The following is a 23,475-nucleotide window of genomic DNA, read 5'->3' as shown; positions in this document are numbered from 1 at the left end:
CGGGGTCGCGCGCCCCTATTCGTGGGGCGCGGCCGGCTCGAAGCTGTCGTAGTAGAGCTGTTCGGTCGGCAGGCCCGCGGCGAGGAAGGCATTGGTCGCCGCCTCGATCATCGCCGGCGGACCGGCCATGTAGACATCGAAGCCGGACAGGTCGGGGTATTCGGCCAGTACCGCATCGTGTGGCCAGCCCGCGACAGCCGGGAACCCGCCCGCCGTGTCCGCCGGCACATCGGAGAGCACCGGCGTAAAGCGAAAATGCTCACCGTGTTCGGCGCTCATGCGGCCGAGCCAATCGGGGGCGTAAATCCCTTCTGCACTGCGCGCGCCCCAGAACAGGTGGTGCGGGCGGTCGAAGCCCTCGACCGCCAGATGGTCCAGCATCCCCTTGAGCGGGCCGAAGCCCGTGCCACCACAAACGAACAGGCGCGGCCGCTCCGATTCCTCGTCGACAAAGAACGTGCCGAGCGGCCCCTCGATCCGTAACAGCGCCTTGGGCTGCATCTCCTCGAACACCATCTTCGAGAAGCGCCCACCCTCCAGGTTGCGCACATGCAGGACCAGCTGTTCGTCGTCATGCGGGGCATTGGCCAGCGAGTAGCTACGGCGCCCGCCGCCCTTGAGCAGGACATCCAGGTACTGTCCGGCGAGGAACTGCATGCGCTCGGTTGCGGGGAGCTGAAGACGCAGCTCCATGACATCGTCGGCCAGGCGGTTCAGCTGCGCGACACGACAGGGCAGCGTCTTCACGACGATATCCTTGGCCGCGCCGATCTCGCGCACCTCGATCTCCAGGTCATCCACCGGGACCGCCTGGCAGAACAGGGCCCAGCCATCGGCCAGTTCGGCCTCGGTAATGCCCGGCGGCTTTTTCGGCCCGTGGTCCACTTCGCCCGCGAGGACGCGCCCCTTGCAGGATCCGCAGGCGCCGTTACGGCAGCCATAGGGAAACGCAAACCCCTGGCGCAACGCGGCCTCGAGTACGGTCTCGTCGTCTTCGACCTCGAGTTGCTGCCCGCTGGGCTGGATGATCACGTCAAAGGCCATGCGCTGCTCCCGCTGCTGGTCCAACAAGGGGGCCTATTGTCTCCACGGTCCGGGCGAACGCAAGCAACCCCGGAAGCCGCATGTAGCGGTCCCGGGGTGCATTCCATGGACGGGATAGGGCAGACTCGGGGGCGCCAATCACAGGCAGGGAGAAAGGAATGCAAGGAGAAAAATGGACAGCCGCACTGGCCGCCGTCGGGGTGATGGTTCTGGGCGGATGTGCAGCCAACGAAACCCGTGACACGGCGACCGATGCAGGGGCCGAAGCCGCTGCCGAGGTCACCGATCCGGAGGTGATCGTCGCGGTCCCGGAGCGGTTCGCCTACAGCGACGATGCAACGGTGTCCGAAGCCATTCGCCGCGAATGCGAGCTGGAGGAGCGCTTCCCCGGCTTCGTGCAGGAGTTCGGGGCTCGCCATGATGTCCGCGTGGAATCCGGCGCGGACGTGAGCCCCGGGGATGCTGGAAAGGTACTGGTGGTGGAGATCACCCAGGCCCGCAATGACGGCAGCGCCTGGTCCGGACACCGGTCCCTGGCGGAGGCCGAGGGCACGCTGTACGAGAACGGCGAGGCGGTGGCTGACTTCACCTCACGCCGGGTGTCTGGCGGCGGGGCATTCGGCGGGTTCAAGGGCAGCTGCGCGGTGATGGGTCGCACGGTACGGGCCATGGGCGCCGACATCGCGGCCTGGGTGCGGCTACCCGAGGACGGCGCACACCTGGGCAACTAGGGGCCGGGCGGGGCTGTGGCGACGGCTACAGCCCCAGCTCGTCCCAGAGGGCATCCACCCGCTCACGTACGGCCGGATCCATGGTGATCGGTCGGCCCCACTCGCGATCGGTCTCGCCCGGCCACTTGGAGGTCGCGTCCATACCCATCTTGGAGCCCAGCCCAGAGACTGGCGAGGCGAAATCCAGGTAGTCGATCGGCGTGTTCTCCACCAGCGTCGTGTCACGCGCAGGGTCCATGCGCGTGGTAATCGCCCAGATTACATCGTTCCACTCGCGCGTGTTCACGTCATCATCGACGACGATCACGAATTTTGTATACATGAACTGGCGCAGGAACGACCACACCCCCATCATCACGCGCTTCGCGTGGCCGGGGTACTGCTTGCGCATGGAGACCACCGCCATGCGGTAGGAACAGCCCTCCGGCGGCAGGTAGAAGTCCACAATCTCCGGAAACTGCTTCTGCAGGATCGGGATGAAGACCTCGTTCAGGGCAACCCCCAGGACCGCCGGTTCATCGGGCGGACGCCCGGTATAGGTGGAGTGATAGATCGGCTGTTCACGGTGGGTGATACGGTCGATGGTGAACACCGGGAACTCGTCCACCTCGTTGTAGTACCCCGTGTGATCGCCGAACGGGCCCTCGGGCGCGGTTTCGCCGGGGTGGATATGGCCCTCCAGCACGAACTCGGCGGATGCCGGGACCTCGAGATCGGAGCCGATGCAGCGGGTGACCTCCGTGCGGCTGCCGCGCAGCAGCCCGGCAAAGGCGTATTCCGACAGCGTATCCGGCACGGGTGTGACCGCGCCGAGGATGGTCGCAGGATCGGCCCCCAGGGCCACCGCAATGGGGAACGGCTCACCTGGATGGGCCTGGCACCATTCCCGGTAGTCCAGCGCGCCCCCGCGATGCGACAGCCAGCGCATGATCACACGGTTGCGGCCGATCACCTGCTGACGGTAGATGCCGAGGTTCTGCCGCGACTTCTCCGGCCCGCGGGTCACGACCAGGCCCCAGGTGATCAGCGGCCCGGCATCCCCCGGCCAGCAGGTCTGCACCGGCAGGGTGGACAGGTCCACGTCGTCGCCTTCGATCACATGGCGCTGGCAGGCGGCCCCGCGCGTCTTCTTGGGCGCCATGTCGAGCACCTTGCGAAACACAGGCAGCTGTTCCCAGGCCGCCTTCAGGCCCTTGGGCGGGTCCGGCTGCTTGAGAAAGGCCAGCAGCCGGCCGACCTCGCGCAGGGCCTCGACCGAGTCCTCGCCCATGCCCATGGCCACCCGTTCCGGCGTGCCGAACAGGTTAGCCAGGACCGGGATATCGGAACCCTTGGGGTTCTCGAACAGCAACGCGGGTCCGCCGGCGCGCAGGACACGATCGGCGATCTCGGTCATCTCGAGGTTCGGGTCGATCTCGGTGGTGATGCGCTTGAGCTCGCCGCGGGCCTCTAGCCCGTCGATGAAGTCACGCAGGTCCCTGTATTTCAAAGGTGTCTCCCAGGGCGCGGCCGTCGGCCGGGCCTAGTCGCTGAATTCGGCCCAGACGGGGGCGTGGTCGGAGGGCCGTTCCCAGCCGCGGGGCTCGCGGTCGATCCCGGCAGCGGTCAGGCGTTTTTGCAGTGCGGGGCTGGCGAGGACCAGGTCAATCCGAAGGCCGCGGTTGCGCCGGAAGGAAGCGGCGCGGTAATCGAACCAGGAGAATTCCTCTTCCGGCTGCTCGAACGCTCGGAAGGTGTCCGCGAGACCAAGGTCCGTGAGGGCCGCCAGGGCCTCCCGTTCCGGGGTCGAGCACAGGATACGCTCGTGCCAGGCCTCGGGGTCGTGCACGTCGCGGTCTTCCGGGGCGATGTTGAAATCGCCCAGCACCACGAGGTTCGGGTAGGTCTCGATCTCGGCGGCCAGCCAGGCGCGCATGCGTGCCAGCCAGTCGAGCTTGTAGGCGTACTTTTCGGTCCCGACATTTTCGCCGTTCACCACATAGAGGTTCACGATACGGATATCGCCGATCGTGGCCGCCAGGATGCGGCGCTGGGCGTCCTCCAGCCCCGGCGGATCAGTGACGACGTCCGTTGCCTGTGTACGCGAGAGGATGGCCACGCCGTTGTAGGTCTTCTGGCCGGAGTAGACCACCTCGTAACCGGCATCCTGGATCGCACTGACCGGGAAGTTCTCGTCGGTTAGCTTGGTTTCCTGCAAGGCGAGGATGTCCGTGCGCGAGCTACCCAGCCAGTCGAGGACCTGGGGCAGGCGGACCTTCAGGGAGTTGACGTTCCAGCTGGCGATCTTCACGCGGCGTTCTCCAGTCCGCTGTGCCGCAGCAGGGCGTCGATCTCGGGGTCACGACCGCGGAAGGCCCGGAAGGAGTCGGCGGCTGGACGAGAGGCTCCGACCTCCAGGATCTCGCGCAGATAGGCTGCACCGACCTCGGGCGAGAACAGACCCTCTTCCTCGAATCGTGCAAAGGCATCGGCGGACAGGACCTCCGCCCACTTGTAGCTGTAGTAACCCGCCGCATAGCCTCCGGCAAAGATATGGGCAAAGCCATGGGGGAAGCGGTTGAACGCCGGCGGACGGACCACCGCGACCTCGTCACGCACCGTCTCCAGGAGGTCGAGGATGGCCTGGGCGCTGTCGGGTGCCGGCCCCGCGTGCAGGCGCATATCGAACAGGGAGAACTCGACCTGTCGCAGGAGCTGCAGCGCGGCATGGAAGTGGCGGGTATCGACGAGGCGCTGATAGAGGTCATCCGGCATGGGCTCGCCGGTCTCGTAATGAAGGGCGAACAGATCCAGGGCCTCGCGCTCCCAGCACCAGTTCTCCATGAACTGGCTTGGCAGTTCGACGGCGTCCCACTCGACGCCATTGATCCCGGCGATCTCGGGCTCGTTCACGCGTGTGAGCATGTGGTGGAGGCCATGGCCGAACTCGTGGAACAGGGTGATCACCTCGTCGTGGGTAAACAGCGCAGGCTTGCCATCCACGGGCGGGGTGGAGTTGCAGGTCATGAAGGCGACCGGGACCTGCTGGGCCTCTGCCGAGACAAAACGCTGGCGGCAGACATCCATCCAGGCACCGCCTCGCTTGTTCTTGCGGGCGTAGAGATCAAAGTAGAAACCCGCACGTTCGACGCCGTTCGCGTCAACGACGCGATAGTAGCGAACGTCGTCATGCCAGCTTTCGACGGTCGGGTCGGCCTCGAAATGCACGCCGAACAGGCGCTCGACCAGGCGAAACAGGCCTTCCACCGCCTGGCTGGCGGGGAAATAGGGCTTGAGCATTTCCTGGCTCAGTCCAAGACGCCGCTCACGCATCTTCTCGGCGGCATAGGCCATATCCCAGGCTTCCAGGGAGTCGAGCCCGAGCTCATCGCGGGCGAAGGCACGCAGCCCGTCCAGATCCTGTTCGGCCCGGGGACGTGCCCGCTGGGCGAGGTCCTGCAGAAAGGTATCGACCTGACCGGCGTTCTCGGCCATCTTGGTCGCCAGTGAGCGCTCCGCGTAGTGCGCAAACCCCGTGATGCGCGCCTTCTCCTCCCGCAGCTGGAGGATTTCGACCATGACCTCGCTGTTGTCGAAGCGACCTTCATCGGGGCCCTGGTCAGATGCGCGGGTCGCGAAGGCCTCGTAGACGCGGCGGCGAAGCTGGCGGTTGTCAGCATGGCTCATCACCGCGAAATAGCTTGGGAAATCCAGTGTGACGACGTAACCGGTCTGCTCGTGGGCGCGGGCGTTCTGGGCCAACATGGCCTGTTCTGCTGCGGGTATGCCGACAAGTTCGTCCTGATTGTCGGTCTGCCAGGTCCAGGACTGGGTCGCATCGAGGACGTTCTCCTCGAATCGCGCCGTGAGTGCGGACAGACGGGCATCGATTTCCCGCAAGCGGGCGCGCGCATCCTCGGGGAGATCGACACCACTGAGGTGGAAATCACGCAGGGCGTCATCAATCACCTTGCGTCGCTCGGGCGCGAGCTGGGGGTATTCCGGGCCATCGGCCAGGCGGCGAAAGGCGGCATACAGCCCCTGATGCTGCGACACCCAGCTCCCAAACTCGGACAACTTGGGCAGGCAGGCATTGTATGCCTGGCGCAGCTCCGGACTGTTCATCACCGCATTCAAGTGCCCGACCGGTGCCCATACCTGAGAGAGACGGGCATCCAGGTGCTGCAAAGGCGCCACAAGTCCGTCCCAGGTCGGGGCGTCGCCAGCCTGGGCGACGAGCTGTTCGATCCCGTCGCGATTCTCCTGAAGGACGGTGTCGATAGCGGGGAGAACGTGTGCCGGGACGATGGATCGAAACGCGGGCAGGCGATCCGTTTGCAGCAGAGGGTTGGTCACGGGGACTCCAGATTCGAGTAGGACGGGAATTATGCCATTCGGACCACAGGCCCGGGAGGGTGTTCCGCCGTTGCGAGACTCCATCGAACCGGTCGCTGGAGGGTGCTGGAAAGGCTAGGCAGGGTTGTCCGGATCGGAGGATGGGGGCTGCAAGGGTGTGTAACGGCCCATTCCGGCGAGCCAGGCGAGCGGTGCGTAGAAGGGCGAGCGGCAGGTGTGCCGATACGTCTGCAGGGCGGCGTTATAGCGAATCAGGGTGTCGCGAATGGCCTGATCCAGAGCGACGACCCGTCGCGTCGACTCGTCCAAACTTTCTCTATTAATATCAATAGGTTGTTGGTCTATCGAGTCCCACAGGGCGCGGATTTCGCGCTCCGCTTCGGCGACGGTGGTCAGGTCGCCCCGGCGACGAGCCGTCTCCTGACGCTGCAAGGATCGGTGCAGATCCTGGACGGCCGGTGGTCCGCTGTCAGCTTGGATGCAGACCTTCTGCAAGTGGCCGTTGCGCTGCACAAGAAGGCGCTCCAGTTGATCCCAGGTGCCGACCACTTGGCGTTCCTGGACGGCCAGATGGGAGTACAAGCGCGCAATGCCCAGAGTCAGACCCACGAGCCCGGCGATCGTGACGATGACGAAGATCGCCATCCGGGATCAGACGTCAACGTTCTCCGCGCTCAGAGCTCGGCTTTCGATGAAGTCCCGGCGCGGTTCGACCTGATCCCCCATCAGGGTGGTGAAGATTTCGTCCGCGCGGATCGCATCCTCTACCCGGACTTGGAGCAGGCGACGGGTTTCGGGATTCATCGTCGTTTCCCAGAGCTGATCCGGATTCATCTCGCCCAGGCCCTTGTAACGCTGGGTGGCCAGGCCCCGGCGGCCCTCCTGGAGCAGCCATTCCATGGCCTCGGAAAAGCCCTGGATGCGGTGAACGCGTTCGCCTCGCTTGATGTAGGCACCAGACTCAAGCAGGGCATTGAGGCGGGCAGAGAGGTCCAGGATCGTCTGAAAATCGCGCGAGGCGAGCGTATCGTCGGTGATGTACTGCGACAACGCGGCGCCGTGCTCGAGACGATCCAGGCTCAGCTGGGCGTGACCGTCGACATTGTTAACCGGACCTAGGCTGTAGCGGGTAGCACCGGCGCGATCACTGGAGATAGACTCCAGGATGCGCGAGAACCAGGCTTGAACTTCTGGGTTGGTGACGCTGCGCGGCTCGGGAATCGCGTCGGCCTCGAGCATGGCCCAGAGGGTGCGCGAGTCGTACAGACGTCCGAGCCGCTCGACCGCGCGGGCGGCCTTCTGGTAGCCCTTCACCAGTTCTTCGAAGGCCTCGCCCGTGACGGGCGGGGCGTCCGGACCCGGATGCAGCGCGGCGCCGTCCAGGGCAAGCGAGACCACGATTTCGCCCATCTCGGCTTCGTCGCGGACGTATTGCTCGCGCTTGCCGCGCTTGATCTTGTATAGCGGCGGCTGCGCGATATAGACGTGGCCACGCTCGATCAGCTCGGGCATCTGACGGAAGAAGAAAGTCAGCAGCAGGGTGCGGATGTGCGATCCGTCCACGTCCGCGTCGGTCATGATGATGATGCGGTGGTAGCGCAGCTTGTCCGGATCGTATTCGTCCTTCCCGATCCCGCAACCCAGCGCCGTAATCAGGGTCCCGACCTCGGCGGATCCGAGCATGCGATCAAAGCGTGCTCGCTCGACATTGAGGATCTTCCCCTTCAACGGCAGGATCGCCTGGAAATGCCGATCCCGTCCCTGTTTGGCAGAACCGCCCGCTGAGTCGCCCTCCACCAGGTAGAGTTCCGAATGCGCCGGATCCTTTTCCTGGCAATCGGCCAGCTTGCCGGGCAAGCCGGCGATGTCCAGCGCACCCTTGCGGCGCGTCACCTCGCGCGCCTTGCGCGCCGCCTCGCGCGCACGCGCCGCCTCGAGAACCTTGTCGGTGATCGCCTTGGCCTCGGGAGGGTTCTCCAGCAGGAAGTTGGTCAGTGCATCGGACAAGACGCTCTCGACAATCGGCTTGACCTCTGAGGAGACCAGCTTGTCCTTGGTCTGGGATGAAAACTTCGGGTCCGGGACCTTGACCGAGAGTACAGCGGTCAAGCCCTCACGCATATCATCCCCGGCGGTGGCGACCTTGGCCTTCTTGATCAGCCCCTCTTTCTCCAGGTACTGATTGACCGTACGCGTGAGCGCCGCGCGGAAACCGGCCATATGGGTGCCGCCATCGCGCTGCGGAATGTTATTGGTGTAGCAGAAGATGTTCTCCTGATAGGAGTCGTTCCACTGCAGCGCGACCTCGACGACGTAGTCATCCTCGCGTGTCTGGTTCGCGTAGATCACGGTGGGATGCAACGCCGTCTTCTTCTGATTCAGGTGCTCGACAAACGCACGAATACCGCCCTCGAACAGAAAGGTCTCTTCGCGGTTGTCGCGTTGGTCGCGCAGGGTAATCCGGACACCGGAATTCAGGAATGAGAGCTCGCGAAGGCGTTTGGCGAGGATCTCGTAGTGGAATTCGATGTCGGTGAAGATTTCGTCACTGGGGCGGAACCAGATCCTGGTGCCAGTCCGATCGGTGGGGCCTGCGACCGCCAATGGGGCATCAGGTACACCGAGATGATAGATCTGCTCGTGACGCTGGCCGGCACGATGGATCTCCAATCGGAGCTCTTCCGACAGGGCATTCACGACCGATACCCCGACGCCGTGCAGGCCCCCGGACACCTTGTAGGAGTTGTTATCGAACTTACCGCCGGCGTGGAGGACCGTCAGGATCACTTCTGCGGCGGACGTGCCCTCTTCCTCATGGATATCCACCGGGATACCGCGCCCGTTATCCGAGACCGACACCGCGTTGTCTTCGTGGATCGTGACCTCGATGGTGTCGCAATGGCCGGCAAGGGCCTCGTCAATCGAGTTATCGACGACCTCGAACACCATGTGGTGGAGACCGGTCCCGTCATCGGTATCCCCGATGTACATGCCAGGGCGCTTGCGCACGGCATCCAGGCCCTTGAGCACACGGATCTGGGAAGAATCGTAGGTTTCGGGGTCGAGCGGTTCAGATTCGGACATGGATTACGGCATCCGGCGGGTAACAGACACTGCAGTATAACGCAAAGGCGGGGGCCGGGGCGCGGCTCAGTCCGGGGTCACCACACCATGTTCCACGTGAAACAATCGCGTGGATCGCCCACCCTCCAGCCCGGGGATACGCGACTCGACTGCGGTGACCAGTACCTGCCACCCGAAGTTCTGGAGGCCGCACATCAACCCTTCCACCGCATCCACATCCAGTTCCGAAACCACATCATCCAGTAGCACGACCGGTGCCCTACCGGCCTCACGTTCGAGCATCCTGGCCTGCCCGCCGGTCAACGCCGTGATCAGCCTTTTTTGTTCACCCCGCGACGCCTCCGCCGCCACCCGACCATCAAAGCGGAGGTCGATGTCTGCGCGTTGCGGCCCGACCTGTCCGAAGCCCCTCTCTTCGTCCGAGGCCCGGCTGCGTGCAATTGCGTCCGAGAGCGGACGATCCCGTTCCCAGCCAACACGAAGGTGCACCTGGAAGCCTTCCAGGCGCTGCGAAAATCCGAAGGCCCGCGCCGCCTCCGCAGTGCTGCTCTCCCAGCGATCGATATAGGCCTGTCGCGCCTGCGTGATGATCTCACCGGCGGCGACTAGCGGGCGTTCAAATTCTCGCGCCGCACGACGATCGCCCTTGCGCAAAGCGGCGTTGCGTTGCTCGTGCGCCCGCCTCCATTGCTGCCAGTGCCACCGATACCCCTGCACGGAATGAAAGCAACCCCAATCGAGCAAACGGCGCCGTTCCTCCGGCGATCCCGTGAGCAGCTCAAAGGATCCCGCATGCAGCACCCGGACCGGCAGCCACTCCGCAACGCTGGCATGCCCTTCCATCCATCGCCCGTCGACCCGCGACCGCCGTGTGCCTTCCCAGCTCACGCCCAGGCGATGCTCACCTCCACGCAGGTCACGCACCCGCCCCCCGATCCACAGGCCCTTCTCGCCTGACCGAACGACCCGACGAAGCTGCGGCGTCCGGAACGATCGTCCCGCGGCAAGCACATGACAGGCCTCCAGCACCGACGTCTTGCCTGCGCCATTTGGACCCACGAGCCGGTTGATACCTTTGCCCGGCTCGAACGTCTGCTCCGAGAGATTTCGCACCCCCCTCCACCACAGGGCTTCCAGCACGGCGTCTGTTCGCCCGGTCGCGACTACAGGCGCATCGGCATCACGACGTAACGCGCGCCACCCGGAGGATCGGCCTGCACCAGGATCGAGGAGTTCCCGTCCCGCAGCCCGATCCGGACCTGATCGGTTTCAATGGCATTGAGGACATCGACCAGGTATCCGAGGTTGAATCCGATCTCCATCGGCGGGCCCTGATACTCGGCTTCGACTGACTCCTGGGCCTCTTCACGATCCGCGTTGTGGGTCATGACCTGACAGCCCTGATCGCCAAGCGTCATCCGCACCCCGCGGTACTTGTCCGACGCGACGATGGATACGCGTGCCAGTGCCTGCTTGAGACGCTCGCGTTCCACCGTCAGGGTCGCCGGAAGGTCCGCTGGAATCACGCGCTCGTAATCCGGGAACCGCCCTTCGATCACCTTGCTGCGCAGCACCGCATTCCCAAGATCGAACAGCACCTGATCCTCACTGAACCCGACGCGAACTGGTACATCGTCGTCCGACAGGTTGCGGCGCAGCTCCGCGATCGTCTTGCGCGGCACGATCTTCTCGATCCGTCCATCGATCGCCTGGTCAAGCTCGGCCTCGGCCAGTGCCAGTCGATGCCCGTCGGTTGCCACCGCGCGCAGGCTGTGACCACTGGCTACCAACAGCAATCCCTGAAGGTAATAGCGAACGTCCTGCTGCGCCATCGAGAACATCGTGGCCTCAAGCAACCGACGCAGCCGGTTCTGCGGGATGTCCAGGGTCCACTCCGAGCTCTTGCTCTCCCAGTCAGGGAAATCCGCACCCGGCAACGTGGCCAGACTGAAACGCGAGCCAGCGAACCCCACGGACATCCGTTCTCCATCGATCGTCGCCCGGATCTCGCTCTCTTCCGGTGCCGCCTTTACCACATCCAGCAGCTTGCGTACCGACACTGTCACGTCGCACTCGCCGGGGATGGTTCCCGTCGCCTCACCTTGCCAGGCCAGTTCCAGGTCGGTGGTATCCATGCGAATGCCGCCCCGTTCATCCGGTCGCAAGCGCACGTTGCCGAGGATCGGCATCGTCAAACGTTTCTCGGCCGCCCCGACAATCCGTTGCAGGGCGTCAGTCATCGCTTCGCGCTGGAAAGAGAGTTCCATGGCGGTGTCCTGTAATTGGGTTTAAGTAATTTAAAACTGATGATAATAAGGTCCGCTTCTCCCTGTGCGGAAAACCTTTAACTTCTTGATTGTTCGACGTTTATTATTCAAAAAACGGCTTTCAAACCTCTGTATCGCCTGTGTCTATCCTGTGGATGAAATCAGGCACCAAAAATTTACGCTGACTGCGCACGACTTCCCCCCATCTTATCCACAGCTTGTTCGGTCAACCTGCAGGGATGTGCGTCAGCGTCAGCTGCTCAGGGTCCGCAGCAGATTTGCATAGTCTTCATCCAGGCTCGCATCCGCCTCGCGCAACTCGACGATCTTGCGACAGGCATGAATGACCGTCGTATGGTCCCGTCCGCCGAAGGCCTGGCCGATCTCCGGCAGGCTGTGCTGCGTGAGTTCCTTCGCGAGTGCCATCGCCATCTGGCGCGGTCGAGCCACCGAGCGGCTGCGGCGAGTGGAGAGCAGATCCGCCACCTTGATGCGGTAGTAATCGGCCACGGTCTTCTGGATGTTCTCCAAGGTGATCAGCTTGTTCTGGACGGCGAGCAGGTCGCGCAGCGCCTCTTTGGCGAAGTCCAGGGTGATCGGTTTGCCGGTGAAATGCGCGTTCGCGATGACCCGGCGAAGCGACCCCTCCAGCTCCCGGATGTTGGACCGGATGCGCTTGCCCATGAAAAAGGCGACCTCGGTTGGCAACTCGATCCCGGCCTGTTCCGCCTTGCGCTGCAGGATGGCCACGCGCGTCTCCAGCTCCGGGGGTTCGATGGCGATGGTCAGGCCCCAGCCAAAACGTGATTTCAGCCGTTCCTCAAGCCCCTCGACCTCCTTCGGATAACGGTCCGAGGTCAGGATGATCTGCTGCTGACCTTCAAGCAACGCGTTGAATGTATGGAAAAATTCTTCCTGGGAACGTTCCTTGTTCGCAAAGAACTGGATGTCGTCGATCAGGAGGGCATCGGCCGTGCGATAGTGCTGCTTGAAGTCGTCGATCGCGTTGTGCTGCAGCGCCTTGATCATGTCGGCGACGAAGCGCTCGGAGTGCAGGTAGATGATCCGGCCTTCCGGCAGCCGGCTCAGGATGCTGTTGCCGATCGCGTGCATCAGATGGGTCTTGCCCAGGCCCACGCCGCCATAGATGAACAGCGGGTTGTACGCGACCCCCGGGTTTTCGGCCACCTGCAGACTGGCCGCGCGCGCCAGTTGATTCGATTTGCCCTCGACGAAGGTGTCGAAGGTGAAGGCCGGGTTCAGGTTGCTGACCGGCCCCTTGGGGACCGCTGCTCGCCGCGCTGGCGCGCTCGCGGGTGCCCGTGAAGGTGCGGAGCCTTCGGGCTCCGCGGCGGTCCACTCCGTGCCCCCGATCCCCAGGCGAACGCGTTGCCTATCGGTCTCTTCGGTGCCGGGGCGCAGTTCGCTGACGGCCTCTTCGATGGAACTCAGGAGATGGTCGCGGACATGTTCGAAGACAAACTGGTTGGGTGCCAGCAGGCGCAAGGCCCCGGCTTCCTCCTCGGCGTGCAGGGGTCGCAGCCAGGTGTTCAGCTGCTGCTCACTCACACGACCCTGCAGGCGATCCAGACAGGCTGTCCACAGGGTATTGGCAGTCACACGCGGGTCTCCGGGATCACGAGGGTTCGGGGGCCCCTGAGTCTACGCCGATGGTGACCCCGTGCGCTAGCCAAGTCTCGCCCGCTGATTGACTTCGCGCACGGTTGACGGTAGTTTTCTCCGCCCTTTATCCCATTGTCCGAGATTCGTCATGAAGCGCACCTTTCAACCGAGTCGGCTTGTCCGCGCCCGTACCCACGGCTTCCGTGCCCGCATGGCCACCCGTGGCGGTCGCAAGGTCCTGAACGCCCGTCGCGCCAAAGGCCGCAAGCGTCTCTGCCCGACCAACTGATCGCGCTGTCCGGCTGGCCATCATGACCGCCGGGGCGCAGGGCTTCCCGCGCCAGGCGCGTTTGCTGGTCGGTGCTGATTACCGGCACGTCTTCGCCGACGCGCGTCCGATCCGTGGCCGCTATTTGACGCTGCTGTACCGTGCCCGCGAGGGCGGCGGCGAGCCCCGGTTGGGGCTCGCGATCGCCAAGCGCCATGTGCGCAACGCTACGGATCGCAACCGGGTCAAGCGCATCGCGCGCGAGGCCTTCCGCCAACGCCGCGCGGCGCTGCCACCTGCGGACCTGATTGTCCTGGCCCGCGCCGGTGCGGGCACCTGTGACCGACGGGCCCTGCGCTCGGAGATGGAAACGCTGCTGGATCGCCTGCAATGACCCTTGTACGCAAGATTGCCCTGTTGCCGGTTCGGGCCTATCAGTACGGCATCTCCCCGTTCATGGCGCCACATTGCCGGCATTACCCGACGTGCTCGGCCTACACCGTCGAGGCGGTGGAAAAACACGGCGTCGCACGCGGCTTCTGGCTCGGACTGCGGCGCATTCTGCGTTGCCACCCGTGGTCCCCCGGGGGCTATGACCCCGTGCCGGAACCCCATCTGTCCGCCCACTCGCATCGATCCCGGAAATAGTCGCGCTCATGGATAACTTGCGTCCCCTTTTGTGGCTCAGCCTGGCCTTTGTCCTGTTCCTGATGTGGCAGGCCTGGAACCAGGACTACGGCACCCCTGCCCAGCCGGAAACGGCCGAGCAGGAGGCGGAGGATCCCGATGCCCGCCCGGAGGATGTCCCCGACGCGCCCCAGTTCGAGGACGAGGACGATCCACGTGCCGCCGCGGATGTGTCCGAGATCAGCCCGATCCAGGAGCCGGATCGTCGCCAGTTCACCGTCCGCACCGACAAGCACGAGCTGCTGATCGACACCCGTGGCGGCACCATCCTGCGCGCAGACCTGCTGCAGTATCCGCGCGATCTGCAGGATGACCCGCTGGTTCCGGTTCGCCTGTTTGACCACCGCGTGCGCGGCTACGTGGCTCAGAGTGGCCTGACGCACGACCGCGTCAACGACCGCGCGATGGAGGGGCGGGCCCCCTCGCACCACGCCAATTTCGAGGTTGACGGCGACCACTTCGAGATGGCCGAGGGCGACGATACCCTTCAGGTCCCGATGCGCTGGGTCTCGGACGATGGCGAGATCGAGGTCATCAAGACCTACACCTTTACCCGCGGGACTCATCTGATCGAGGTGGGTTACGAGGTCCGCAACCAGGGCGATTCCACCTGGAGTGGGCGCCAGTATCGACAGTTGCGCCACGGGCCGACCCCGGACCGCGAGTCCTGGTGGTTGTATACGTTCACGGGGGCCGCGTATTTCGACGGCAGTTACCAGCGGGAGCGTTTCGAGTCGCTCGCCGACGACCCCATCCAGCAACGCCTGCATGGCGGCTGGGTCGCGATGATCCAGCACTATTTCGTCTCTGCCTGGGTCCCGGGCGATGACGAGGTGAACGCGCTGTATGCCCGCGCCGTGCCTGGCGAGGTTGGCGAGGAATACCTGATCGGCCTGCACTCGGCCGAGCCCCTGACCGTGCGCCCGGGCGAGAGCGGGCAGCTTCAGACCCGACTGTGGGTTGGACCGAAGCTCCAGGACGAGCTTTCCCAGATCGCCCAGGGCCTGGAACTGACCGTCGACTACGGGATGTTCACCTTCCTGGCCAAGCCGCTGTTCTGGCTGCTGGATCTGATCCACAGCGTCGTCGGCAACTGGGGCTGGTCGATCGTGCTGCTCACCATCCTGATCAAGCTCGCGTTCTTCAAGCTGTCCGCCACTAGCTATCGCTCGATGGCGCGCATGCGCAAGGTTGCGCCCAAGCTGCAGGCCCTGAAGGAACGCTACAAGGACGACAAGCAGCGCATGAACCAGGCGCTGATGGAGTTGTACAAGAAGGAGAAGATCAACCCGCTGGGTGGCTGTCTCCCGATCCTGGTGCAGATCCCGGTGTTCATCGCCCTGTACTGGGTGCTGCTGGAGAGCGTGGAACTGCGTCAGGCCCCCTGGTGGCTGTGGATCCAGGATCTGTCCTCGCGTGATCCGTACTTCATCCTGCCGATCCTGATGGGCGTGTCCATGTTCGTGCAGTACAAGCTGAACCCGCCGCCGATGGACCCGGTGCAGCAGAAGATCTTCATGGCGCTGCCATTCGTGTTCACGATCTTCTTCGCCTTCTTCCCGGCGGGCCTGGTGCTGTACTGGTTCACCAACAACCTGTTCTCCATCGCCCAGCAGTGGTACATCACGCGCAAGATCGAGGGCGGCGAGGACCCGGACAAGCAGAAGAGCTGACCGGGCCGTGACCGTGGCGGATACCATCGTCGCGGTCGCCACCCCGCCGGGGGTCGGCGGCATTGGCGTGGTCCGTCTGTCGGGCCCCCAGTCGCTGGTGATCGCACGGCGCCTGACCGGGCGCGACCGCCTGCGACCACGCCAAGCTCATTACGGCCGCCTCACTGATCCGGCCAGCGGCGAGACCATCGACGATGGCCTGATCCTCTATTTCCCCGCGCCCCATTCGTATACCGGTGAAGACGTGGTCGAACTGCAAGGCCACGGCAGCCCGGTGCTCCTGGAGGCGCTCGTCGCGGCGGCGGTCGGCCTCGGTGCGCGCCGCGCGCGGCCGGGCGAATTCACCGAACAGGCCTTTCTGAACGGCCGCCTCGACCTCGCGCAGGCCGAGGCCGTCGCCGATCTGATCCATGCCCAGACGGCCCAGGCCGCGCGCCTGGCCCGCTCCAGCCTCGACGGGGCGCTGGCCGCCGAGCTGGAGCCGGTCTCCCGGGCCATCCGCGACATGCGCGTGGTCATCGAGGCCGAGATCGACTTCGGCGAGACTGACCTCGAATCCGAGGCCGCCCCGGACATCGCCCGGCGGGCGGAGGTCCTGCACACGACCATCCTCGCGCTCCTCGAGCGCCTGCGCCCGGCCCGCTATTTCGCCCAGGGCCTGCGTCTGGCCCTGGTCGGTGCCCCCAATGTCGGCAAGTCCAGCCTGATGAATCGACTGGCCGAGAGCGAGGTGGCGATCGTCACCGACCGCCCCGGGACCACCCGGGACGTACTGCGCTCGCCGATCGCCATCCACGGGATCCCGGTGGAACTGATCGACACCGCCGGGCTGCACGCCAGCGACGACCCTGTGGAAAAGATCGGGATGCAGCGCGCCCGCGAGGCTGCGACCGGGGCCGACCTGATCCTGGACCTTCGGGATCTGACCCGGCCGGAGGCCGTCCCCGAGCTGGAGGCCCCGCCCGAGATCCCGCGGCTCACGGTCTGGAACAAGCAGGATTGCGTCGCGGATTCCCGATCTACAGAGGGGATCGTCATCTCGGCGCGCACCGGTGCGGGCATTGATGAACTCAAGCAGGCCATCGTCGAGCGGCTGGGTGCCAGCGAGGGCGGGCAGCAGCGCTTCAGCGTGCGTGCGCGCCACCTCGATGGCCTGCGCCTGGCGGCGCTGCATCTGGGCCGCATCGAGGCCAGCGCCGCGCCCGACCTGATCGCCGAGGAGCTGCGCCTGGCCGAGGCGGCGCTGGACGCCCTGCTGGGTCGCCAGGACCACGAGGCCCTGCTCGGCGAGATCTTCGCCGGTTTCTGCATCGGCAAGTGATGGCGTAGGGAAACATGGATCCCCATGCGGCCGCTTCGACGCCACCGCCACTCCTGCTAAACTGCTGATTTTACTTTTTCGGGCCGCCCAGCGGCCGGGTTTCAAGAGGTCATGGCAGAAGAATTTGATGTCATCGTGATTGGCGGCGGACACGCCGGCACCGAGGCCGCTCTGGCCGCGGCACGCGCGGGTGCGCGCACGCTGCTGCTGACCCATAACATCGAGACCATTGGCCAGATGAGCTGCAATCCGGCGATCGGCGGCATTGGCAAGGGCCACCTGGTCAAGGAGATCGATGCCCTGGGGGGCGTGATGGCGCGCGCGGCGGATGCCGCCGGCATCCATTTCCGCATCCTCAATAGGCGCAAGGGTCCGGCGGTGCGCGCGACCCGCGCCCAGTCCGACCGGCAGCTCTACCGCCAGGCCATCCGCCAGTTCGTGGAGGCCGAACCGAATCTGCAGATCTTCCAGCAGCCGGTGGCCGACATCACCATGGAGGGCGATCGCGTGACCGGTGTGGTCACCGAGGCGGGCCTTGCGTTTACGGCTCGCGCCGTCGTGCTGACGGTGGGGACCTTCCTCAACGGCCAGATGCATACCGGGCTGACCCAGCAGCCGGGCGGGCGGGCGGGCGATCCGCCGAGCGTGCGCCTGGCCGCGCGCCTGCGCGATATGGCCTTTGCGGTCGGGCGCCTGAAGACCGGCACCCCGCCGCGCATCGACGGGCGCAGTGTCGACTTCTCGCGCCTCGAGGTGCAGCCGGGCGATGACCCGCGCCCGGTGTTCTCGTTCACCGGCTCGCCCGGCGACCACCCGGAACAGCGCCCCTGTCATATCGCGCGTACGAGCGAGCGGACCCATGACCTGATCCGCGCCAACCTCGATCAGGCGCCGATGTACTCCGGCCAGATCGACAGCACCGGACCGCGGTACTGCCCCTCGATCGAGGACAAGGTCGTGCGCTTTGCCGACAAGACCAGCCACCAGGTCTTCGTCGAGCCGGAGGGGCTGACCACCCACGAGCTCTACCCAAACGGCATCTCCACCTCCCTGCCCTATGCGATCCAGGTGCCGCTGGTGCAGAGCATCGAGGGCTTCGAGCACGCGCGCATTACCCGTCCGGGCTACGCGATCGAGTACGACTACTTCGACCCGCGCGGCCTGCGCCCATCGCTGGCCACGCGGGAGGTGGCCAATCTGTTCTTCGCCGGGCAGATCAACGGCACCACCGGATACGAAGAGGCCGCCGCCCAGGGCCTGGTCGCCGGACTGAATGCCGCCCGCCTGACCCGGGACGCCGAACCCTGGATCCCGCAGCGTTCCGAGGCCTATATCGGTGTGCTGATCGACGACCTGGTCACCCGCGGCACGCAGGAGCCCTACCGCATGTTCACGTCGCGCGCCGAGTACCGGCTGCTGTTGCGCGAAGACAACGCGGATCTGCGCCTGACCCCGGTCGGGCGCGAACATGGCCTGGTCGACGATGCCCGCTGGGCACGGTTCGAGCGCCGCGCCGCCGCGATCGAGTCGGAAATGAGCAGGCTTGCACAGACGCGACCGGACCGGGATCAGCGCAGCCGCCCGGCCCTGGTCGAGCTCCTCGGCAAGGCCCCGGAGCCGGATGCCACACTGCTCGACCTGCTGCGCCGACCGGAGGCCGACTATGACGCCCTGATGCAGGCACTCCCGGAACTGGATGCGGGCTGCACGCCGGACGTGCGCGAGCAGGCCGAGATTCAGGCCAGATACGCCGGGTACATCGAACGCCAGCAGGCCGAGGTCGCGCGCCAGGCGAAGGCCGATCAGACGGCGCTGCCGGACAACCTCGACTACGCGCGGGTGCATGGTCTGTCCAACGAGATCCGCCAGAAACTCGCCGAATTCCGTCCGCACACGCTGGGTCAGGCCCAGCGCATCCCGGGCGTGACCCCGGCCGCGCTTTCGGCTCTGGCTGTTCACCTGAAGCAGCGCGCCAGTGGCGAGTAACGACTGGCGGGCGGCCCTGGGCGCCGTCGCCGACGAGTGGGCGCTGGACGCAGCCGCCATCGAGGCCCTGGCGATCTATCTCGAGCAGCTCGGGCGCTGGAACCGGGTGCACAATCTGACCGCCGTGCGCGACCCCGCGCAGTGGATCCCCCGGCACATCCTCGACAGCCTGACCCTGCGCCCGTATCTTCACGGGGACCGCATCCTGGATGTCGGGACGGGCGCCGGCCTGCCGGGCTTCATACTGGCTGCCTGCGAGCGCGAGCGCGATTTCTGCCTGCTGGACAGCGCGGCCAAGCGCATCCGCTTCCTGCGCAACGTGATCGGGCTGGCCGGGCTGACCCGGGTCGAGGCCGTGCATATGCGGATCGAGGATTTCGGACCCGCCGCGCCCTACACCACGGTCCTGGCGCGGGCATTCAAGGCACCGGCGGACATGGTCGCGCGCGTCGCACCGCAGGTGGCCACGGGCGGGCGGGTGCTGGCCATGCTCGGGCAGCGCTCGGTGGCGGACGCGCCGCTGCCCGCCCCGTGGTCGTACCGGGCTGTGGACCCGGTTACCATTCCCGGCGAGGCCGCCCAGCGGCACATCGCCATTATCGAGAGAGCCGAGACGTGACCGATACGCTGGCCATCACCAATCAGAAGGGCGGGGTGGGCAAGACCACGACCTGCGTGAATCTCGCCGCCTCGCTCGCCCGGCTGGGCAAGCGCGTGCTGGTCGTGGACCTGGACCCACAGGGGAATGCCACCACCGGTTCCGGCGTGGACAAGCACGCCGACGACCCGACCTCCTGCGAGGTGCTGCTGGGCCAGGCCACGGTTCCGGAGGCCGCTCACCGTGTGGAGGGCGGTTTCGATCTGGTGCCGGCGAACGGGGACCTGACCGTGGCCGAGGTGCGCCTGATGGATCAGGAGCGACGCGAATATCGGCTGCGCGACGCCCTGGGCCCGGTGGCCGCCGACTACGACCACATCCTGATCGACTGCCCGCCGTCGCTGAACCTGTTGACGGTCAACGGGCTGGTGGCCGCCGACGGGGTCGTGATCCCGATGCAGTGCGAGTACTACGCGCTCGAGGGCCTGACCGCGCTGATGCGCACGATCGAGAGCATCCAGAAGGGGCCCAACCCGCAGCTGCGCATCGCCGGGTTGCTGCGCACAATGTTTGACCCGCGCAACCGGCTGTCCGGTGACGTCTCCGACCAGCTCACCGGGCACTTCGGCGAACGCGTGTTCCGGACTGTGATCCCGCGCAACATCCGCCTGGCCGAGGCCCCCAGCTTTGGTCAGCCGGCCTTGTTGTATGATGCCTCCTCGCGCGGGGCGGTGGCCTACCTCGCGCTGGCCGGCGAGATGCTGCGCCGCTGATCCCGCATACACGAGCAGGACTGAAACGATGGCAAAACGTGGACTGGGCCGCGGGCTCGATGCCCTCCTGTCGGGGGCACAAAGCGGCGGCAACGAGAGTGACTCCCTGGCGCAGCTGCCGATCGAACAGATCCGCCGCGGTCAGTATCAGCCGCGCGTGCACATGTCCGAGCCCGCGCTCGCGGAGCTGGCCGAGTCGATTCGTGCCCAGGGCATTGTTCAGCCGGTTGTCGTGCGCCGGGTCGAGGGCGGCTTCGAACTGATTGCTGGCGAACGCCGCTGGCGAGCCGCCCAAATTGCGGGGCTGGAGAGCGTGCCGGCGGTGGTGCGCGACATCCCCGATCAGGCCGCGGCCGCGATGTCGCTGATCGAGAACATCCAGCGCGAGGACCTGAACCCGCTGGAAGAGGCGCAGGCCATCCGGCGCCTGATCGACGAATTCGAGATGACCCATCAGGCGGCGGCGGATGCGGTCGGCCGTTCGCGCACCTCCGTCACCAACCTGCTGCGTCTGCTGGAGTTGCACGACGTGGTCAAGGAACATGTGAACGAGGGCCGGCTGGAGATGGGCCATGCCCGCTCTCTGCTGGCCCTGCCGCTGGACGACCAGCCGGGGGTGGCCGCGACGGTCGTCAAGCGTGACATGACCGTCCGCGCCACCGAGCAACTGGTCAAGAAGGTCCTCTCGGCGCAGCCGGAGCCGCGCAAGGAGGCCGGCCCCTCGCCAGAGGTCCGGCAACTCGAAAGCCGCCTGTCTGATCGCCTCGGGGCCCCCGTCCAGGTCCGCTACAACCGCCAGGGCAAGGGCCGACTGGTCATCGAATACAACAGCCTCGACGAGCTCGACGGCATCCTCGAACACATCCAGTAAAAAGCCCGTCTGCCTCGCCCAAAGCCTCTCCCCACGCCCCTTTGGCCACCCCATAACGGTTTGACCTAATAGAAGGGTGCTCTTATAATGCGCGCACTTTTTGGGAGAGGGGTGGGTGTGCCCATCCGCTGAATGACACCGCGACGCTTCAGACACGCCTTACAATCGATCGGTCTGCAGCTCGCCCTAACGCTGATACTGTCGGGCCTACTACTGGCCCTGTTCCCCCCGATCGTGGCGATCTCGGCCATGGTCGGCGGCTTGACCGCGACCCTCGGCAATGCCGTGGCCGCGGTCGTTGTGTTTCGAGCCTACCGCTCTGATCAGGTGGGCTCGCTCACGGCGCGAATGATGGGCGCCGAGCTGGGACGACTCGTAATCATCGCGGTGGCATTCGGGGTGGCGTTCGCTTACCTGGACGAGCCGAACTTGCTGGCTTTGTTCGGCATCTTCCTCCTGGTGCATCTGGCCCCGCTCTGGTGGCTGCACCGGGTTTCTGATCAAGCAATGACGAGATAACTGCATGGCTTCAGAAAGCGAACTGCCCACGATGGAAGAGCACATTGCTCACCATCTCACGAACCTCACCTTTGGGCTCCACCCCGAGAACGGGTTGAGCTTCGCCACGACCAGCACCCAGGCCGCCGAAATGGGCTTCTGGGCGATCCATGTCGACTCCATGCTGTGGTCGATTGGTCTTGGCCTCCTGTTTATCCTCACGTTTCGCGCTGCCGCCAAGAAGGTCACCGCTGGCGTCCCGGGTGGCTGGCAGAACTTTGTCGAAATGACGATGGACTTTGTTAACGACAACGTCCGTGGCTCGTTCAAGCACAAGAACGACATGGTCGCGCCACTCGCGCTGACCATCTTTGTCTGGATCTTCCTGCTCAACCTGATGGACCTGGTGCCGGTGGATCTGCTGCCGCACATCGCCTATCTGCTGGGTATCCCCTACTTCAAGATCGTGCCGACCACGGACATCAACGTGACCGCGGGTCTGGCGCTGGGCGTGTTCGTCCTGATCATCTACTACTCGCTGAAGATCAAGGGCCCGGTGGGCTTTATCAAGGAACTGACGGGCATCCCGTTCCAGACCAACATCGTGTTCCTGAAGCCGATCTTCTGGGTGATCAACTTCGCGCTGGAGTTCATCAACCTGCTGGCCAAGCCCGCATCGCTCGCCCTGCGACTGTTCGGCAACCTGTACGCGGCGGAGATGATCTTCATCCTGATCGGCGTTATGTACTCCGCGGGCCTGATCCTGGGTCTGGCCGGTGGTGTGCTGCATGTCGGCTGGGCGATCTTCCACATTCTCGTGGTGCCGCTGCAGGCCTTCATCTTCATGGTGCTGACCGTCGTCTATCTGGACATGGCGTACAGCGAAGACCACTGATTCGATTCACCTTCAAACTGACCGTTTCAACACTCGACTGGAGATACAAAAATGGAAATGGCTAACGCTCTGATCGTCCTGGCTGGCTCTCTGCTTCTGGGTCTGGCCGCTGTCGGCGCCGCCATCGGCGTGGGTACCCTGGGTGGTCGCTTCCTGGAAGGCGCCGCGCGTCAGCCGGAACTGATCCCGATGCTGCGTACTCAGTTCTTTATCGTGATGGGTCTGACCGACGCCGTGCCGATGATCGGCGTGGGTATCGGCCTGTACGTTCTGTTCGCCCTGGGTTAACAAGGCTGAGCGAGTCCCGAGGTCCCCTCCACTCGTCAACCTGAGGTAGCAGGATGAATATCAATCTGACCATCATCGGCCAGCTCCTGGCGTTTGCCGTATTCGTGTGGTTCACGATGCGCTACGTTTGGCCGCCCATGTCCGCCGCCCTGGAAGAGCGCCGCAAGAAGATTGCGGACGGCCTGGCCGCCGCCGAGCGTGGCGAAAAGGAACAGGAGCTCGCCCAGGAGCGCGCGACCGCGGTGATCAAGGAGGCCAAGCAGCAGGCCAACGAGATCATGGCCTCTGCGCAGAAGCGTGCGACAGAGCTGGTCGAGGAAAGCAAGACCACCGCGCGCGAGGAAGGCGAGCGTATCAAGGAACAGGCGCACTCCGAGATTGAGCAGGAGATCAACCGTGCGAAGGAAGAACTGCGCAAGCAGGTCTCCCAGCTGGCGGTTGCCGGTGCCGAGCAGATCCTGGCCAAGGAGATCGATGCCAAGGCCCACGGCGATCTGCTGAAGAAGCTCGCGGCCAAGCTCTAAGGAGACGTT

The 23,475-nt window shown here is 65.1% G+C and carries 23 protein-coding genes; 14 read left to right on the top strand and 9 right to left on the bottom strand.

Annotation, left to right across the window (positions count from 1 at the left end; all coding sequences use genetic code 11):
* Positions 1-15: 15 nt before the first annotated feature.
* Positions 16-1,044 carry a CDP-6-deoxy-delta-3,4-glucoseen reductase gene (locus tag C936_RS0102205; RefSeq protein WP_018175072.1) on the bottom strand — a complete coding sequence of 343 codons (1,029 nt, stop codon included), beginning with the start codon at positions 1,042-1,044 and terminating at the stop codon, positions 16-18.
* Positions 1,045-1,202: 158 nt separating this feature from the next.
* Between C936_RS0102205 and C936_RS0102200 the strand changes: the two genes are divergently transcribed.
* Positions 1,203-1,775: a hypothetical protein gene (locus tag C936_RS0102200; RefSeq protein WP_018175071.1), complete on the top strand. Its 573-nt coding sequence runs from the start codon at positions 1,203-1,205 to the stop codon at positions 1,773-1,775.
* Positions 1,776-1,800: 25 nt separating this feature from the next.
* On the opposite strand, the gene ubiD is transcribed toward C936_RS0102200, so the two are convergent.
* From ubiD to dnaA, 8 genes are all read right to left on the bottom strand, one after another.
* Entirely contained in the window at positions 1,801-3,264 is a 1,464-nt protein-coding gene (ubiD, locus tag C936_RS0102195) for a 4-hydroxy-3-polyprenylbenzoate decarboxylase (RefSeq protein WP_018139754.1), read from the bottom strand.
* A gap of 33 nt (positions 3,265-3,297) precedes the next feature.
* Positions 3,298-4,065, bottom strand: a complete 768-nt coding sequence (gene xth / locus C936_RS0102190; RefSeq protein WP_018139753.1) for an exodeoxyribonuclease III — start codon at positions 4,063-4,065, stop codon at positions 3,298-3,300.
* Positions 4,062-6,110: a M3 family metallopeptidase gene (locus C936_RS0102185; RefSeq protein ID WP_018175070.1), complete on the bottom strand. Its 2,049-nt coding sequence runs from the start codon at positions 6,108-6,110 to the stop codon at positions 4,062-4,064. The genes xth and C936_RS0102185 overlap by 4 nt, the downstream gene beginning before the upstream one ends.
* A 114-nt stretch (positions 6,111-6,224) precedes the next feature.
* Positions 6,225-6,755, bottom strand: a complete 531-nt coding sequence (locus C936_RS0102180; protein ID WP_018175069.1) for a hypothetical protein — start codon at positions 6,753-6,755, stop codon at positions 6,225-6,227.
* Positions 6,756-6,761: 6 nt separating this feature from the next.
* Positions 6,762-9,194, bottom strand: a complete 2,433-nt coding sequence (gene gyrB / locus C936_RS0102175) for a DNA topoisomerase (ATP-hydrolyzing) subunit B (RefSeq protein ID WP_018649134.1) — start codon at positions 9,192-9,194, stop codon at positions 6,762-6,764.
* Positions 9,195-9,260: 66 nt separating this feature from the next.
* Positions 9,261-10,334, bottom strand: a complete 1,074-nt coding sequence (locus C936_RS0102170; RefSeq protein ID WP_081601234.1) for a DNA replication/repair protein RecF — start codon at positions 10,332-10,334, stop codon at positions 9,261-9,263.
* A 23-nt stretch (positions 10,335-10,357) separates the two neighbouring features.
* Entirely contained in the window at positions 10,358-11,461 is a 1,104-nt protein-coding gene (gene dnaN / locus C936_RS0102165) for a DNA polymerase III subunit beta (protein ID WP_018175068.1), read from the bottom strand.
* Positions 11,462-11,713: 252 nt separating this feature from the next.
* Positions 11,714-13,081 (bottom strand): chromosomal replication initiator protein DnaA, encoded by a 1,368-nt coding sequence (gene dnaA / locus C936_RS0102160; protein WP_012981417.1) that lies wholly within the window; start codon positions 13,079-13,081, stop codon positions 11,714-11,716.
* 151 nt (positions 13,082-13,232) lie between these two features.
* Between dnaA and rpmH the strand changes: the two genes are divergently transcribed.
* From rpmH to C936_RS0102095, 13 genes are all read left to right on the top strand, one after another.
* A complete protein-coding gene (gene rpmH / locus C936_RS0102155) occupies positions 13,233-13,373 on the top strand; it encodes a 50S ribosomal protein L34 (RefSeq protein WP_012983964.1) in 141 nt (46 codons plus the stop codon).
* Positions 13,374-13,395: 22 nt separating this feature from the next.
* Positions 13,396-13,746 carry a ribonuclease P protein component gene (rnpA, locus tag C936_RS0102150; RefSeq protein WP_018175067.1) on the top strand — a complete coding sequence of 117 codons (351 nt, stop codon included), beginning with the start codon at positions 13,396-13,398 and terminating at the stop codon, positions 13,744-13,746.
* Positions 13,743-14,000, top strand: a complete 258-nt coding sequence (yidD, locus tag C936_RS14465; RefSeq protein WP_018649133.1) for a membrane protein insertion efficiency factor YidD — start codon at positions 13,743-13,745, stop codon at positions 13,998-14,000. Before rnpA ends, yidD begins: the two co-directional genes overlap by 4 nt.
* An 8-nt stretch (positions 14,001-14,008) precedes the next feature.
* On the top strand, positions 14,009-15,712 hold the full coding sequence (yidC, locus tag C936_RS0102140) for a membrane protein insertase YidC (protein ID WP_018649132.1): 1,704 nt from the start codon (positions 14,009-14,011) through the stop codon (positions 15,710-15,712).
* 7 nt (positions 15,713-15,719) lie between these two features.
* Positions 15,720-17,033: a tRNA uridine-5-carboxymethylaminomethyl(34) synthesis GTPase MnmE gene (gene mnmE / locus C936_RS0102135; RefSeq protein ID WP_018139743.1), complete on the top strand. Its 1,314-nt coding sequence runs from the start codon at positions 15,720-15,722 to the stop codon at positions 17,031-17,033.
* A gap of 111 nt (positions 17,034-17,144) precedes the next feature.
* Positions 17,145-19,019 carry a tRNA uridine-5-carboxymethylaminomethyl(34) synthesis enzyme MnmG gene (gene mnmG / locus C936_RS0102130; RefSeq protein ID WP_012983959.1) on the top strand — a complete coding sequence of 625 codons (1,875 nt, stop codon included), beginning with the start codon at positions 17,145-17,147 and terminating at the stop codon, positions 19,017-19,019.
* On the top strand, positions 19,009-19,638 hold the full coding sequence (gene rsmG / locus C936_RS0102125; protein ID WP_018139741.1) for a 16S rRNA (guanine(527)-N(7))-methyltransferase RsmG: 630 nt from the start codon (positions 19,009-19,011) through the stop codon (positions 19,636-19,638). Before mnmG ends, rsmG begins: the two co-directional genes overlap by 11 nt.
* Positions 19,635-20,390, top strand: a complete 756-nt coding sequence (locus tag C936_RS0102120; RefSeq protein WP_018139740.1) for a ParA family protein — start codon at positions 19,635-19,637, stop codon at positions 20,388-20,390. The genes rsmG and C936_RS0102120 overlap by 4 nt, the downstream gene beginning before the upstream one ends.
* A 28-nt stretch (positions 20,391-20,418) precedes the next feature.
* Positions 20,419-21,261, top strand: coding sequence for a ParB/RepB/Spo0J family partition protein (locus tag C936_RS0102115; RefSeq protein WP_018139739.1), 843 nt, complete (start codon positions 20,419-20,421; stop codon positions 21,259-21,261).
* 132 nt (positions 21,262-21,393) lie between these two features.
* Complete coding sequence (locus tag C936_RS0102110; protein ID WP_012983955.1) at positions 21,394-21,780, top strand: ATP synthase subunit I; 387 nt, start codon at positions 21,394-21,396, stop codon at positions 21,778-21,780.
* Positions 21,781-21,811: 31 nt separating this feature from the next.
* Positions 21,812-22,654: a F0F1 ATP synthase subunit A gene (gene atpB / locus C936_RS0102105; RefSeq protein WP_018139738.1), complete on the top strand. Its 843-nt coding sequence runs from the start codon at positions 21,812-21,814 to the stop codon at positions 22,652-22,654.
* A gap of 51 nt (positions 22,655-22,705) precedes the next feature.
* Positions 22,706-22,942 (top strand): F0F1 ATP synthase subunit C, encoded by a 237-nt coding sequence (gene atpE / locus C936_RS0102100; RefSeq protein ID WP_012983953.1) that lies wholly within the window; start codon positions 22,706-22,708, stop codon positions 22,940-22,942.
* Between the two features lie 53 nt (positions 22,943-22,995).
* Entirely contained in the window at positions 22,996-23,466 is a 471-nt protein-coding gene (locus C936_RS0102095) for a F0F1 ATP synthase subunit B (RefSeq protein ID WP_012983952.1), read from the top strand.
* Positions 23,467-23,475: the final 9 nt, after the last annotated feature.

The organism is Thioalkalivibrio sp. ALJ4 (assembly GCF_000377225.1).
Lineage (GTDB): Bacteria > Pseudomonadota > Gammaproteobacteria > Ectothiorhodospirales > Ectothiorhodospiraceae > Thioalkalivibrio.
The sequence above is the reverse complement of the archived record's forward strand: the minus strand, read 5'-3'. Positions and strand labels throughout refer to the sequence as shown.